Source organism: Caminicella sporogenes DSM 14501 (assembly GCF_900142285.1).
Taxonomy (GTDB): Bacteria; Bacillota; Clostridia; order Peptostreptococcales; family Caminicellaceae; genus Caminicella; species Caminicella sporogenes.
The window spans coordinates 121,022-137,244 of sequence record NZ_FRAJ01000005.1 but is presented as its reverse complement, the minus strand read 5'-3'; the positions used below and the strand labels follow the sequence as shown (position 1 = coordinate 137,244).

16 protein-coding genes are annotated in these 16,223 nt (G+C 27.1%); all 16 read left to right on the top strand.

The genetic code is table 11. The features are described 5' to 3' along the window. Positions 1-171: 171 nt before the first annotated feature. The 16 genes from BUA90_RS03755 to BUA90_RS03675 all read left to right on the top strand — a co-directional run bounded on the left by BUA90_RS03755 (position 172) and on the right by BUA90_RS03675 (position 16,199). Entirely contained in the window at positions 172-1,458 is a 1,287-nt protein-coding gene (locus tag BUA90_RS03755; protein ID WP_094756711.1) for a DUF4830 domain-containing protein, read from the top strand. Positions 1,459-1,633: 175 nt separating this feature from the next. Then, positions 1,634-1,798, top strand: coding sequence for a hypothetical protein (locus BUA90_RS12370; protein WP_159429992.1), 165 nt, complete (start codon positions 1,634-1,636; stop codon positions 1,796-1,798). A gap of 112 nt (positions 1,799-1,910) precedes the next feature. Beyond that, positions 1,911-2,258: a hypothetical protein gene (locus BUA90_RS03750; RefSeq protein ID WP_072966057.1), complete on the top strand. Its 348-nt coding sequence runs from the start codon at positions 1,911-1,913 to the stop codon at positions 2,256-2,258. A 230-nt stretch (positions 2,259-2,488) separates the two neighbouring features. After that, entirely contained in the window at positions 2,489-2,680 is a 192-nt protein-coding gene (locus BUA90_RS03745; protein WP_242945029.1) for a hypothetical protein, read from the top strand. Positions 2,681-4,222: 1,542 nt separating this feature from the next. Beyond that, positions 4,223-4,489, top strand: coding sequence for a hypothetical protein (locus tag BUA90_RS03730; protein WP_072966054.1), 267 nt, complete (start codon positions 4,223-4,225; stop codon positions 4,487-4,489). Between the two features lie 152 nt (positions 4,490-4,641). After that, a complete protein-coding gene (locus BUA90_RS03725) occupies positions 4,642-6,378 on the top strand; it encodes a glycoside hydrolase family 13 protein (RefSeq protein WP_072966053.1) in 1,737 nt (578 codons plus the stop codon). A 133-nt stretch (positions 6,379-6,511) separates the two neighbouring features. Further along, positions 6,512-7,801 carry a maltose ABC transporter substrate-binding protein gene (locus BUA90_RS03720; RefSeq protein ID WP_072966052.1) on the top strand — a complete coding sequence of 430 codons (1,290 nt, stop codon included), beginning with the start codon at positions 6,512-6,514 and terminating at the stop codon, positions 7,799-7,801. A gap of 89 nt (positions 7,802-7,890) precedes the next feature. Next, positions 7,891-9,180 (top strand): carbohydrate ABC transporter permease, encoded by a 1,290-nt coding sequence (locus tag BUA90_RS03715; RefSeq protein WP_072966051.1) that lies wholly within the window; start codon positions 7,891-7,893, stop codon positions 9,178-9,180. After that, positions 9,180-10,049: a sugar ABC transporter permease gene (locus tag BUA90_RS03710; protein WP_072966050.1), complete on the top strand. Its 870-nt coding sequence runs from the start codon at positions 9,180-9,182 to the stop codon at positions 10,047-10,049. The genes BUA90_RS03715 and BUA90_RS03710 overlap by 1 nt, the downstream gene beginning before the upstream one ends. 79 nt (positions 10,050-10,128) lie before the next feature. Next, positions 10,129-11,133: a LacI family DNA-binding transcriptional regulator gene (locus tag BUA90_RS03705; RefSeq protein ID WP_072966049.1), complete on the top strand. Its 1,005-nt coding sequence runs from the start codon at positions 10,129-10,131 to the stop codon at positions 11,131-11,133. Positions 11,134-11,253: 120 nt separating this feature from the next. Beyond that, positions 11,254-13,212: an amylo-alpha-1,6-glucosidase gene (locus BUA90_RS03700; RefSeq protein ID WP_072966048.1), complete on the top strand. Its 1,959-nt coding sequence runs from the start codon at positions 11,254-11,256 to the stop codon at positions 13,210-13,212. Between the two features lie 41 nt (positions 13,213-13,253). Next, positions 13,254-13,985, top strand: a complete 732-nt coding sequence (locus BUA90_RS03695; RefSeq protein WP_072966047.1) for a site-2 protease family protein — start codon at positions 13,254-13,256, stop codon at positions 13,983-13,985. 54 nt (positions 13,986-14,039) lie between these two features. Beyond that, positions 14,040-14,495, top strand: coding sequence for an ankyrin repeat domain-containing protein (locus BUA90_RS03690; RefSeq protein WP_072966046.1), 456 nt, complete (start codon positions 14,040-14,042; stop codon positions 14,493-14,495). 311 nt (positions 14,496-14,806) lie between these two features. Next, positions 14,807-15,160 (top strand): hypothetical protein, encoded by a 354-nt coding sequence (locus tag BUA90_RS03685; RefSeq protein WP_072966045.1) that lies wholly within the window; start codon positions 14,807-14,809, stop codon positions 15,158-15,160. A 20-nt stretch (positions 15,161-15,180) separates the two neighbouring features. Continuing rightward, positions 15,181-15,627 carry a hypothetical protein gene (locus BUA90_RS03680; RefSeq protein WP_072966044.1) on the top strand — a complete coding sequence of 149 codons (447 nt, stop codon included), beginning with the start codon at positions 15,181-15,183 and terminating at the stop codon, positions 15,625-15,627. Positions 15,628-15,944: 317 nt separating this feature from the next. Next, positions 15,945-16,199 (top strand): TM1266 family iron-only hydrogenase system putative regulator, encoded by a 255-nt coding sequence (locus BUA90_RS03675; RefSeq protein WP_072966043.1) that lies wholly within the window; start codon positions 15,945-15,947, stop codon positions 16,197-16,199. The last annotated feature ends 24 nt before the right edge of the window (positions 16,200-16,223 follow it).

Here is a 16,223-nt window from a genome sequence, read left to right as displayed (position 1 = left end):
GGGATTTTTTAACCATATTCATTGGTATAATATTCCATAATGTATTTTTTTATTATTACCAGTTTAGAACATCTTATAGTTTAAAAGTCAATGAAAAGTCAATGGAAATATTTTTAAATTAATGAACACTAGTGATAATTTGTATAATTTTACGAGAGGAGTGGGATTTGTTTGAATAGGAAAATATGTTTTTTTATAATATGTATCATATTTTCATTAATAGTTGCAGGCTGTGAAGTTCAGAAAGTAGAAAAAAGAGAGATGCCTTTAGAAAATTTTGATGAAAGTCAATATAGAAATGGTGAATTGAATATTGAAAAACTTTTAAAGAATGTAGAGAAACTTGAGATATTATGTAGAGATAAAAAGATGTTTGTTTCTAGTGATAAGAGAATTATACAGTCTATTGTTTCAATGGTTGCTAAAAGCAAAGAATCTAATACTGAAGAGATGGTAGAAAGATGTGGACAATACAAAGATAATAAAATTCTTTTATATAAAGTAAATGGAGAGGTGAAAGAATTATTATATGATTATGACTATGTTCAAGAAGTTGGATATATAGATATTAATGGTAAAAAATTAGCTCCTAGTTTTGATTTGTTTAGGTATATAGATAATCTGCTCCGGTATGAAAATTATGATACAAATATTGAAGCAAAAGTTAACGAATTATTTAATAAATACAATTGGACTGTTGACTATAAAATTAATACTTTAACTGAAACGTTACCTGACAATTTAAAACATCAGGCAGGAGAATTTCCTATAAAAATATATTGGGCATATAATAATGAATTATCTAAGGAAATAGGTTTAGATTTTAGCAAATATTTAGGAAAAACAATTAAAGTAGAAATATACAGATTGAGGGAACCTCTTCCTGAGTTTTTGAAACCGAGAATGGATGCAAGGGGAATAATTTTAAAGTATCAAGATAAAATTATAGGAGCATATATAGATGCAGGAAGGCATGACTCGTTTGCATGTTCATTAAATAGAAAAAGTATTGAAGATATAACTAATATGGAGTGGGATGATTGGATAAAAAATTATATTGACTATAATGATGAATTAGATATTTATTTATCAAAAAAAGAACCAGAAGAAATTATTGAGGAATATTTTAAGGCGTTGAATGAACATGATAAAAAAATGATATATGCTTGTATGACTAGAAAATCATTATGTAAATATCTTTCATCAAATATGGATAATCATAAATTATTTAATGATGGATTTAGCGATAATAATATTAAAAGTGTAAAGCTTAAGAAAATAAAGAAAATGGAAGGGGAATTTATCCCTGAAGGGACATTAGAATATATGGTAATTGTAGATTTTAATTTTAAAAAAGAAATAACTCATGATAATGGAAATCAGCCTAGATTTATTAGTCTGAAAAAAGAAGTTGAAGCTATAGGTTGGAGAATTAGTGGAATAGGAACTGGACCATAGAGTTTTAAAACTAAGAATAAAGTAAGTAAAATAAATTTTTGGTATTTGCTAATTTAGCAAGTGTCTTTTTTTAAGTGTGCCGGGCATGCACAGCAACTAGGTGGTGAAAGTCTATTGTGGGAGGGTGACTGTGCCAACTACTAGCCAAAGGCAATGCTCTACATCGTGAGGTTTTATGAGCACATTATCAAAAGAAGTATTAAGACAAATGATAACAGGAGAAGAATTAAAGACAGCAGATGATCTTTACTTATATTTAAAGGATATGTTTAAGATATTCTTCAAGAAATGTTTAAAGGTGAAGTATGGTTTCAAGTGTATAAATATGATGAAATATTAGATGCTGATTTTGTAATAATTACAAATAAAGATTATCTTAATAGAAAATGAAGTGTTAGTAGGATGAGTAGATGAAAACTTTTAGATAAGATTTCTATCAAGGAGGTGATAGATTGACTCCTATTGAATTTGGAATTATTGACAAGATAGATAAGAATAAGGAATATATCAAATATGAACCAGAAAAATATAATTGTGTAACAATTGATGATGATATTTATATTGATGATTGGTGGGAAGAATTAAGTAAAATGAAAACATATTTTGGTGACCTGAACAGTCCTAATATGTCTTTAGCTCGACATGGAGTTACATTAATACCACCCGAATCATTATCAATATTAGAAACTATAGTTTCTAATGATCCCAGAATTAAACAAGATTATAGCCTTATGGAGTTGTTAAAACTAATCAGAAAAGCAAAACTGGAGAATAAATATATGATTCATTTTGGTGTCTAGTGCTAATTGGATTTATGTCAGTAATTAGACAAAGATTAAGCTTATTATATTTATTACCTGTTGCTGAGCAGAAACAAAAAAATACTATAAATATTTTATGTTAATAAGAAGGGGATTTAAAGGGGATACTATTATACAAAACCCCATTATTTTGAATATTAATATCATATCTTCGCCACAACATATGTGGAGACAGTCGTGTTGATGGAGAAGAAAATGCAGGAAAACAAATGTTAAATGTAGCTTTGCAAAGGCAATATTCTTTAGCACTTATCTTTAATGAAGAGTTTTTAGAAAATGATGTTTTAGAAAGTGGGAAAGAAAAATTGGAAAATATGTTTAATAAAAGTACAGAAGTGTATAATTATTTTATTAGAATGATAGAACTTATAAAGTGTGATAATAAAAATCAGAATACTTAGTATAGAAACACATAAAATGTTTTCTATTGGAGAAAAAGGTTATAAACTTCTATTCTAAATGTATAGGGAGTAAATATTAAAATACACTCTTTAAGCAATTTAGGAAGAAAATTAGAAGAAGAATTTAAATATAGAGAAAGAAAAGGAAGAGAAGAAGGGCTAATAAAAGGGAGAATAGAAGGGAAATATGAAGTAGTAAAAAATCTAATAAAAATGGGAGTAGATTTAAAAATAGTTGTAGAGGGAGCAGGTATAAGTTATGAAGAAGTAATGAAGATAAAGGAAGAAGTTGAAAAAGAAAAACATTAGAGGATTTTAACCAGTGGAAAAGTATTATAGATGAAAAACTTTCGACAAAAATAGTGTTTTTTTGACGAAGGTTTTTATTTTTTTATGAAGAAAATATTTATTATCTGTAAAAATTTTACTATTTAGACGACACATTCAGACCAAACACTCCTATGAAAGCATGTGAATTTGTATCTTAAGTATTAAAAATAAAAAGAACAAAATACCTATATAGTATGAAGGACTTTTAAACAAAACTATTCAAGAAGGTTTACTAGACAAAAACGATTTAAAAAGTTTCAGCAGTGACCTTATTATAAGAGGTCAAATGGCTAAAAAAGGAGTAAAGGCTTTAGGATTATCGCCCTTATAGGAACTGTTATTAAGAAAGGATTTTTTATTTAAATAAAAGTGTCACAGAAATTAATATAAAAATAATCGTACCTAAAATATATTCCTAAATGGCTCTTGACTAAACCTAAGCCGTACCTGTGACATGATTTAATTGGAAAATTTTAGGTTTTTAAAAAGAATGACTATCCTGTTTTTTATGTAATAATTATAAATAATGTTTAATTATGTTAAAGAAGGGGATTTTTTTATGTTAATAAACGATTTAATTATTAATGCATTACTTACAATTATAATCATGTTCTTTATTAAACTACCACTAACATATTTTGCCAAAACATTCATGTCAAGATTTAATTTTTACAAGCAAGTTATTTTTAGCTTAATTATATATATTTTTGTTATGTATATGCTTTTCTTCGTAATTCCCAAAACTTTCTTTATGATAATACCTTATTATAATCAAATTAAGTTTTATATATCTTTTTGGACTTTTTTTTCTTTAGCACAGTATTTAACATCACAATTAAGTAGGAGATAGATGATTAATTAGTTTACTGACTTCTCACATCACCGTACGTGGTTCTTTTCAAAGTTAGTTGAAACTGGTGTTTGATGTTAGTCTAATATTGTAGACACAAAAATCCGAACTCTATAAAGTATAAATAATAGAAGATATAATATTAATAGACAAAGAATTTATACAAGAAGACTTCAAAGTAAAAGAAGCAATCTTATAATTACAAATAAATTCATAGGATTTAAAGTAGAGTGTTCGGAAAAAATATGTCCAAAAAAGTGTTGACATATCACAATTCCAAAGAATGAAAAGTTTTTGAGCTGAAATAATATGATGCAAATAAAGAACATGGAGTTAGTCCAGATAGTGGTATCTTGATTTATGTGGAAAACGATGAGACAGAACAAATTTATGTTTTTGGGCAGAGTGGGAAAATATCTGTTGGAACTCCAAACTGTGAGAAAAAAGATTTTATTACAGATAATGGGACTAAAGGAATTCTATTTATAACAGAAACTGACGACAGATATATGATACATCTTGTTTTAGATGATAGTTTCTATGGTGCTGCATTAAATTTAAGTAAAGATTGCTATAATAGGAATAAGAACCGAATTATTAGAATTTTAAAAAGCGTAAGGATATTATAGTTTTTTATCATCGATATTTTTTATATTTGTAAAAAATTAGAAAACTTAAAACTCATATTGACATTTTAATAACAAAGGGGTATAATGTTTATGCAAACGTTTGCATAAATTTTGATAAATTTTAAATTATGTTGTTTTTTAAGAGGTGAAATATGAATTTACAAGCAATTTATCATAAGCCGAAAAGCAATTTTTGTTATGCATATAATGAGAATGTTATTCATATAAGGTTAAGAGCAGAAAAAGGTGATATAAAAAAAGTTTTTTTAGTGTATGGAGACAAATATAATTGGAATGAAAAACAAGAATTAGTTATGAAATTAACATGTTCTGATGACCTTTATGATTATTTTACAATAGAGGTTACCCCTAAAAGTAAAAGGTTAGCATATTATTTTAAGATTGAAGGAGATAATGAGACTTTTTACTTTACTGAATGGGGATTAATAAATGATATTAATGAAAAAGAAGTATATTTGCATTTTTTCCAATATCCATATTTGAATAAAGAAGATATTCATATAGTACCGGAATGGGTTAAAGATACAGTCTTTTATCAGATATTTCCTGAAAGATTTTTTAATGGTGATACTTCAAACGATCCAGATAAATTAACAAAGTGGGGGGAGTTGCCTACTTCTGATAGTTTTTATGGTGGAGATTTAAAAGGAATTATTAATAAACTTGATTATTTAGAGGAATTAGGTATAAATGGTATTTATCTTACTCCAATATTTGAAGCACCAACTAATCATAAATATGATACTAAAGATTATTTTAAAGTAGATTCTCATTTTGGAGATTTGGAAATTTTAAAGGAATTAGTTTCTAAATGTCATGAAAGAGGTATAAAGGTTATTTTAGATGCAGTATTTAATCATTGTGGTTATTTTTTTGAGCCTTTTCAAGATGTTATAAAAAGGGGAGAAAAATCACCTTATTATGATTGGTTTCATATACACAAATGGCCAATAGAAACAAATCCTCCAAGTTATGATACATTTGCATTTACATATTACATGCCTAAATTAAATACTGCTAATCCAGAAGTAAGAGATTATCTATTAAAAGTTGCTAGGTATTGGATAGATGAAGCAGATATTGATGGCTGGAGATTAGATGTTTCAGATGAAGTGAGTCATGCTTTTTGGAGAGAATTTAGAAGAGTTGTAAAGGAAGCTAAGGAAGATGCATATATAATAGGAGAACTTTGGCTCGATGCTTATCCTTGGCTGAAAGGAGACCAATTTGATGCAGTAATGAATTATCCTCTTATGAGGGCTTTATTGCAGTATTTTGCTTATGAAAACATTTCTAACAATCAGTTTAAAGAACTAATTAATAAAATCATAATGCGAAATACTATGCAAGTTAATGAAGTTATGTTTAATTTAATTGAAAGTCATGATACTTCAAGATTTTTAACAGAATGTAATAAAAATGTAAAAAAATTAATGATGGCAGCTACATTTTTATTTACTTATATTGGAACACCTTGCATATATTATGGAACTGAAATTGGTATGGAAGGTGGATATGACCCAGATTGTAGAAGGCCAATGGAATGGGATAAAAGGGCTTGGAATTTAGAATTATTTAATTATTATAAAAAATTAATTAAAATAAGAAAACAGAATAAAGTATTGAGAAGAGGGAGTTTTGAATGGATTAATGATTTAGAAGAAATAATAGGGTTTATTAGAAAATATGAAGAAGAAAAAGTATTTGTTTTAATTAACAATTATAATTTTGACAAAAAAGTAACATTAAAAATTGATGGTAAATATATTGATGTTTTGACAGGTGAAATTTTCAAATCAGATAATAATTTAGATATTGATATACCTATGTATTCGGCTAGAATACTCATTTCTTACAATAATAAATAAGTTTGACATATTTTTGAAAAAGATTTATAATGAATTGTGCAAACGATTGCAGGGGATTTGATTATAAAGTAGGGTATTGTCAAAAATTATAGTGATTTTTTTGACAATACAAAAAGGAAAGAGGGGGATTTATATGAAAAAAATTTTAAGTTTTTTACTTATTGCAGTATTAGTATTTTCGTTAGTAGGATGTGGTTCTAAACATGAGCCAGTACAAAATAATCAAGATAATAATCAGGGAAATGCAAATCAAAAAAATGTATCAGGGGAGTTAATTCCTGAACCGGGTGCAAAATTAGTTGTTTGGGAAAGTGAAGGTCCAGAGTCAGATTGGATAAAATATGCAGCTGAAAAGTTTAAAGAAAAATATGGTGTAGAGGTTATTTATGAAGCAGTTGCTAATACAGATGCAAAAAATAAATTAGCAACTGATGGACCTGCAGGAGTAGGTGCAGATGTATTTGTTGCTCCACATGATCATACTGGAGAATTAGTAGCTTCAGGTTTAGTGCAAGTTAATGATGTAACTGCTAATAGAGTAAAAAATGATTTTATAAAAGCTGCTGCAGATAGTGTTACTTTTGAAGGGCAAGTATATGGCTATCCACTAGCTATAGAAACTTATGCTTTGTTTTATAATAAAGATTTAGTATCAAAAGTACCTGAAACTTATGAAGAAATTATAGAATTTGCAAAGAAATATAATAATCCAAAAGAAAATAAGTATGCTTTAATGTGGGATGTTGCAAATGCTTATTTTTCACATAGTTTTGTAGCTGGTAATGGGGGTTATGTTTTTGGCAATGGTGGAACAAATAAAGATGATATAGGTTTAAATAATGAAGCTGCTGTTGAAGGTGCTAAATTTATGGTGTCATTAAAGGAAATATTACCATTAAATTCAGCTGATACTAATTCTCAAATTGTAGATGGTTTATTTTCAGAAGGTAAAGCAGCTATGATAATAAATGGACCTTGGGCAGTTAAAGGTTATCAGGAAGCAGGTGTTAATTTTGGCATAGTACCACTTCCAAAATTGCCGGGCGAAAAGCATCCAGCCAGTTTTTCAGGAATTAGAGCAATGTTTGTAAGTGCATATACAAAATATCCAAATGCCGCTAAATTATTTGCTAAATTTGCAACTTCAGATGAAATGTTATTAAAAAGATTTGAAATGACTAAGCAGATACCACCTGTTAAATCTCTTATGAATGAAGATGTCATCAAAAATGATAAAATTGTTGCACCATTTTTAGCTCAAGCTCAATATGCAGTTCCAATGCCTTCTATTCCACAAATGCAAGTTGTATGGGAACCATATGGGGCAGCATTTGCATCAATGTGGGATGATGGAGTAGATGTAAAAGAGGCGTTAGATAATGCAGTTCAAACTATTAAGGAAGCAATAGAATCACAGGAATAAATTTGAATAAAATAGTAAAAATCTAGTCGTTTACGATAATGTAAATGACTGGATTTTTTTTAAAGAAGATTTGTGGTAGGAGGGAAAAAATGAAAAAATCTACTAAAGCTGCAATATTATCTACTTTATTTATGGGATTAGGACAATTTTATAATAGAGAAATTATAAAAGGTATAATTTTTTCTGTATTTGAACTTATTATACTTATTTTTACTATTCCATATTTTAAACATTCTATTTGGGGACTAATTACTTTGGGAGATAAACCTTTACATTTTGTAAATGGTATAGCACAAGGGGATCATTCAATTATTTTATTAATACAAGGTATTATTTCTTTGTTAGTTATAATGTTGTTTATATTAATTTACTTTATAAATATAAAAGATGCTAAAAATACGGCAGAAATTATTCAAAAAGGAGAAGAAAAAAGAACATTTAGAGAGTTTTTGAAGTATATTTGGGATAAATATTTTCCTATGTTTATGCTTACACCGACTATTTTAGCAGTTATTTTTGTAACATTACTACCTATAATCTTTACTTTTTGTATTGCATTTACTAATTATTCAAGTCCATATCATTTACCGCCCAAAAATTTGGTAGATTGGGTAGGACTAAAAAACTTTCGGAATTTAGTTAGATTAAAAATTTGGAGTTCAACATTTTTTGGAGTAGCTAAATGGACAATTATTTGGGCAACTTTAGCAACTATTACGACATATTTTGGAGGATTATTTTTAGCATTATTGACTAATGCAAAAGGTATTAAATTTAAAAGAGTTTGGAGGAGTATATTTATACTACCATATGCTATACCTGGTTTTTTATCTTTATTAGTAATGCGTTTAATGTTTAGTGGACCCGGACCAATAAATAATTTATTAGCTAAGTTTGACATAGCTCGTATTTCTTGGCTTACAGACCCTACTTTAGCTAAAATTGTTATATTACTTGTAAATATGTGGTTAGGTTCGCCGTATTTTATGGTATTGATGTCTGGTATTTTGACTAATATTCCTAAAGATTTATATGAAGCTGCGGATATAGATGGAGCTACAAACAGACAAAAATTTTATAAAATAACTTTGCCAATGATATTTTATCAGACAGCACCTTATTTAATACTATCTTTTGCCTATAATTTTAACAATTTTAATAATATATACTTGTTAACGGATGGAGGACCTGTAAATTCTGCATATAAATATGCAGGTCATACTGATATTTTAGTTTCGTGGATTTATAAATTAACTTTAAATCAAAATCAATATCATATGGCTGCAGTAATATCAATAATAATATTTTTTATAGTGGCTAGTATTTCATCATATAGTTTTATAAAAACGAAATCTTTTAAAGAGGAGGACATGTTATAATGATTTTATCAGCAGAAAAAAAAATAGCAGATAATAGTCGTAAAATATCAAAGTATTTGTCAAAAATTATATTATATGCTATTTTACTGATTTTAGCGTTTGTTGTACTTGCACCAGTTATATGGATAGTAGGTTCATCGTTAAATCCTGGAAATAGTTTATATGGTTCTACTTTAATACCTAAAAATCCAACTTTGATACATTATAAAGAATTATTTACAAAGACAAAATTTGTAATATGGTATTTAAATACTTTGAAAATTGCAACAATAAATATGATATTATCAGTTGTATTCACTACTATAACAGCTTATGTATTTTCAAGGTTTAAATTTAAAGGTAAAAAAATGGGATTAGTAAGTATGCTTATTTTGCAGATGTTTCCAAGCTTTTTATCTATGACTGCTATATATGTACTGTTAATGCAAATAGGTCTTTTAAACACTCATTTAGGCTTAATACTTGTATATGCTGGTGGACAAATACCCTATAATGCTTGGCTGGTTAAAGGGTATTTTGATGGTATACCAAAGAGTTTAGATGAAGCTGCTAGAATAGATGGAGCTTCAAACTTGACTATATTTAGAAAAATTATTTTGCCAATAGCAAGACCAATAATTACTTTTATTGCATTAACTCAGTTTACTGCACCTTGGATGGATTATATTCTGCCAAGATTAATATTAAGAAGTGCTGATAAAAAGACTTTGGCTATGGCTCTATATGAAATGGTAACTGGACAACAAAATACTAAATTTACTATGTTTGCAGCAGGTTCTATATTAGTTGCTATACCAATAACTTTATTGTTTATTTATTTACAAAAACATATAGTAGAAGGTTTATCATCTGGAGCTACAAAGAGTTAAGATAAAATTTGAAAAAATATGAAATTTATATTAATTTAAAATATTGATTAGGAAAAATAAAAATTGGGAAGTGAATAATATGCCTGTTACAATAAAAGATGTTGCTAAATTGGCAAAAGTATCTCCATCGACTGTTTCTAGAGTTATTTCTGATAATCCAAAAATAAGCAATGAAACGAAGAAAAAAGTGTTTGAGGCAATGAAAAAATTAAATTATTATCCTAACGCAATTGCAAGAAGTTTGGCAAATAAATCAACAAAAACTTTAGGGCTGATATTACCAAATACTGAAGAAGATTTATTTATAAATCCATTTTTTATTCAAGCAATGAGAGGAATAAGTGTTTATGCTCAAAAAAAAGGTTATTATATAATGTATACATATAGTAATAATGAAAAAGAAGAAATAAATTTCATTAAAAATTATATTTACAGTAAATGGGTAGACGGTATAATTCTTTTAACTGTGAGAGAAAACGATAAATGTATTGAATATTTAAAAGATAGTGAAAAATATCCATTTGTAGTAGTTGGTAGACCGGAAAAATCAGATGGAATATTATGGGTAGATAATGATAATTTTAAAGCTATGTATGATGTAGTTAATTACTTAATTAATAAAGGGCATAGAGATATAGCATTTATTGGTGGACCGCATACTCTTAATGTTACTAGAGATAGATTGGATGGATATTTAAGAGCATTAAAGGTACATGGAATTTCTGTTAATGAAAAATTTATCTATGAACAAGTAGACTTTACAGAAATAAAAGGTTATGAAGCTATGATGGAGATTTTAGATTATAAAGAACCTTCTGCTGTTGTTACGACAGATGATTTAATAGCTTTTGGTGCTTTAAAAGCTATAAGAGAGAAAGCAATAAATAAAATAGCTGTTGTTGGGTTTAATAATACGCCTTTAGCTGAATACCAACAGCCAAAACTTACTTCAGTAGATATTAAAGCTGAAAAATTGGGATATTATGCAGCAAAACTATTAATTGGAAAACTTGAAAATAAAAATATAGAAACAAATCATTATATAATCGATACAGAGTTAATAGAAAGAGAATCTACCTTATAATTAAACGAAAATGATATAGAAATGAAAAAATAATTCGATTTGTTAAAAAAACAACAAAGAGAGAGTTGATTAGTACTAGCAATGTTTTAACATTATAATAAGGAACGAGAAGGTGGAAAAGTGGAACTAGGGTATTCAAATTGGAAGACTTTTGATGATGGAATACAAAAAGAATATTTAATTACAAATGGGCTTGGCAGTTTTTGTTCATCTACTATAATTGGAGCAAATATCAGAAAATATCATGGGTTGCTTAATGCTTCATTAGAGCATCCAATAAAGAGATACTTATTATTATCGAAAATAGATGAAACATTAAAAATAGAAGGTGAAGAATATAAATTATTTTCCAATCAGTTTATTGAAAAGATAGATGACGGATATTTACAATTAAGAAGATTTAATAGTTATCCTATTCCAAAGTTTATTTATGGAGTAAAAGATGTTATTATTAGCAAAGAATTGGCAATGGAGTATGAGAAAAATACTGTAGCTGTTGTATACAAAATAAATACCGGGAGTAAAAAAGTAAAAATGACATTTACTCCATATATAAACTTTAGGAATCATCATGATGTTAGTAAAAAAGGTAGTTTTAAATATAACCAAAGTTATGAAAGAAGAGCTTTAAAATTAATTGAAAAGAGTACAGGTTTAAACTTGAAAATAATTTCAAATTGTATATACGAGGCAAATGAAGAGTGGTCTTTACCTATGTTCTATGAAAATGAAAATTATAGAGGGCTTGAAAGTATTGATTTTCATTTTATACCGGGTATTTTTTATTATGAAATGGAACCACATAAGAAGTACACTATAACTTTTTTAGCTACAATAGAGGATAGTGCTGAATATACAGCAGAAGAAATAATCGAGAATGAAAAGAAAAGGCGTATAGAACTAATAGATAGAGCAGGGTATACAAATCGTTTTTTAAATAATTTAGTATTGGCAAGTGACAGTTTTATAGTTAGAAGGTCATCGACAAAAACTAAAACGATAATCGCAGGTTATCCTTGGTTTACAGACTGGGGAAGAGATACGATGATAGCATTTACTGGGCTTACTCTTACCACTAAAAGATTTGATGATGCAAAAAATATTTTATTAACATTTATAAAATATATTAAGTATGGAATAATACCGAATATGTTTCCAGATGAGAATACTCCGCCTTTATATAATACAGCGGATGGGTCACTGTGGTTTTTTTATGCAGTATATAAATATCTTAAGTATACTAACGATTTAAAAACTATCAAAGATGAGATATATCCACATCTTGAAGATATGATAAAGCATCATGTAAAAGGTACGATAAACAATATTTATATGGATGATGATGGACTTTTATCTGCTGGAGATGAAGGTACGCAGTTAACTTGGATGGATGTTAAAGTTGGAGATTGGGTAGTTACTCCAAGACATGGAAAGGCAGTTGAAATTAATGCTCTTTGGTATAATGCTTTAAAAATCATGGAAGAAATATCTAATAGATTAGGATACGATGGTAGTGAATATGGAAAATTAGCAGAAAAGGCTAAAAAAAGTTTTGTAGAGAAGTTTTGGAACGATAAGGGTAAATATTTATATGATGTTATACAAGATAAAAAGCCGGTAGATATGATTAGACCTAATCAGATATTGGCTGTGAGTTTACCATTTTCAATTCTTGATAGAGAAAAGGAAAAGTTAATAGTAGAGAAAGTACATGAAGAATTATATACTCCATTTGGATTAAGGAGTTTATCGAAAAGACATAAAGAATATATAGGGAAATATGGTGGAGATGTTCTAAAGAGAGATGGGGCATATCATCAAGGAACAGTTTGGGCTTGGTTGATAGGACCTTTTGTTGAAGCATATGTAAAAGTAAATAATTATTCTAAAGAAAGTAAACTTAGTGCAAAATATATGCTTGAAGAGTTTTATTATCATATGAAAGATGCTTGTATTAGCAATATATCAGAAATATTTGATGGAGATAAACCTCATTATCCAAGAGGCTGTGTAGCTCAAGCATGGTCAGTTGGTGAGGTTTTAAGAACATATGTAGAAGTAGTTTTAAACTTTAAATAAAAACTTTTAATAATAATATTTGGAAAAGGAAGTTAAAAGACATGAAAGGTAGTATAGATTTAGCAAAAAAACTAAGCTTTAAAAAGGTAATATTTAATGTTTTGATAATTCTTTTAACAGTAGTAATATTAGGAGGGGCTATTAATTTTTATTACGCAGTAGGATATATTTTCATTTTAATTGTACATGAATTAGGACACTGCTTTGCAGCAAAATTTTTAAATCGAAAAGTTATTTTTGGAGGATTTACCCCTTTTGGAGCATATATAGTTCATGAGAAAGTTGAAAATTGTAAAGAAAATGCGATTATTGCAATAGGAGGTCCTTTGTTTGGAGGACTACTTGCTCTTTTTTATTATATAATTTATTGGATTACAGGAGAGACTACATTTTTTGTATTAAGTTTTACTTCAATAGTGATAAATTTAATAAATTTAATTCCTGTAAAACCTTTTGATGGAGGACATATAGCAGAAACAGCATCTCCTATCATATGTTACATAGGATTGCCATTTTTATTATATTTGTGTATATCAGCAGAAAGGTTAAAATCAAAAGTTATATTGTGGATTAGTTTTGCAATAGGCATATATCAAACTTATGATTTTACTAAAAAATATAAAAATAAATCTTATTTTAAACTTAAAAAAAATGACAAAATGAAAATTATAAGTATATATAGTATATTATTATTGTTATTAATTTTTAGTGCATTATATTTTAAAAGTATAACTAACTATCGTGAATTAATTAAAAGTATTTCAAAATCTTAGTAGTTATTAATGTTTAGTAAATAATTAAATGTAATTTTCTAAAGGATGGTAGAAATGATAAAAAGAAGATTAAAATTTCTTATGATATTTTCATTAATTTCAGCTATTATTGTTTCGATTTTGATATTTAGCAGTAAATCTACTACAAAACAAGTTGAGATTACTGAAAATAAAGACAAAAATTTTGTTTTAAATTTTGCTAATAAACAAAATGATAAAAAAGTACATTATACTATTGATGAGTTAACAAAAAGGATTTTAGAAAATGATATTGATTTAGTAAGAGCAATAGTTATGAGCAAATCGGTAGATATAAATCAAAAAGATTCTAAAGGGAAATATCCCTTAGAAATTGTTTTTATTATGAATAATTGCGATATGGCAAAGATACTTTTAGAGGCAGGTGCAGACCCTTATATAATTATTTCAAATGGTGAAACAATATATGATAAAGCTATGAAAAGTGATAGTGAATATTTAAAAAAAATATTTAAAAATTACTGTAAATAAGTATTTTTAGTGTTTTATATAAAATATGAGAAAAAAATTTCAAAAGAATTTAAAAATTAAAATAAAGAAAAAATAAATTTCTGGCATTTGCTAATTTAGCAAGTGTCTTTTTTGTTGTGATATAAAAATTATTATGTTATAATGATAACGAAACATAAATGATAAAGATAATCATTATTATTTACGCTTTGATGTTTTAAAAAGGAGGCGCTTAAAGTTGTATTCTTGTTCAAAAAATTTTAGTTACTGAAATGTATTGTTGAAAAATAAAAGTAAATAGGTGTTTATGATTATCTATTGGAGGGGTAATGATGACAAGTGAAATACTTATATCAAGTATTGCTTTTGGTTTATTTATTGTTTGTCCGAGGATGGCAGGGATGATACATATTATTAATAAGCACTCAAATGTTTCGATATTGAGAACAGTTTTAGTAGGAACTTTAATATCTATACCTTTATTATTATTGATGTTAATAATGTTTGAATATCTTGGAATATGGGGTGCTATTGTTATTTGTGTATTAACTGATTTTATTGCTACTTTAATTATGAAAGAAATTAGTAAGAAAGCTGCTATAGAAACATTTATTATTGCTTTATTTGTTATATTAGGTGTAAAAATAGCACCAGCAGTATCAAATTTTATAGTTGAATTATTATAAATTTACAGAAGGTGATAACTGTGGAAAGTAAATTAGGATTTACAAAAGAAAATATAATAGCAAGTATTGGTTTTGCATTTTTTGTAGTATGTCCAAGGATGGCAGGAATGATGCATGTTATAAGTAAACATTCAAGTACTTCTATGTTATATACTATCTTATTGGGAATAGTAATATCAATTCCTTTACTGATGATAATGGTATATGTTTTTGATAAGGCAGGAGTATGGGGGACACTTGGTTTTTGTGTAATGACAGATTTTATTTCTGCCTTAATTATGAAAAGTATAAGCATTAGAGCAGGAATAGAAACTTTTATTATAGCAATATTTGTTATTATAGGCGTAAAATTAACACCATATATTTCTTCAAAAATAATTTTTAAAGAACAAGAAACTGGGCAAGAAATTACAAAGTCAAATGTTTTAGAAGATAATAAAGAATATAATACTGAAGATGATAAATAGATTTATACATATAGTTAAAAAGTGTTAGGTTGATATGGGCTTTTTTAATTTTAAATGTAAAATTTTTATTGAGATTTTATGTCTTTCCTAATATTGACATGGAAAATAAAAACTATTAAAATAAAAATGTATATAAAATTAAAAAAATTCAAATCTTTTGAGAGTAATCTTAAAAGATTTGAAAAATATATATAAAACCTTACAGAAAAGAGTTTTCTAATCTGTGGAGGGAATTTTTTAAACTTTCCTTTCATGGAAAGTTTTTTGTTTTGTTAGGATAAATATTTTTAATTTTGAATTTTTAGGGGGAATGAAAATTGAAAAGAAGAATAGCAGTTATAAGTGCAATTTTGGAAAATCCAACGGAAACTCAAGGAGAATTTAATAGAATAGTATCTAACTTTAAAGATATAATAAAGGGGCGGATGGGTATTCCTTATGATGAATTAGGAATATCAGTAATATCAATAGTTGTTATGGGTACGATTAATGATATAAATAGTTTAACGGGAAAGCTAGGAAATATAAAAGGGGTGACAGTTAAAACTTCTATTTCAAAAAAAGAGATATAATTTGTGAAAAAAAGTTTGTTAACA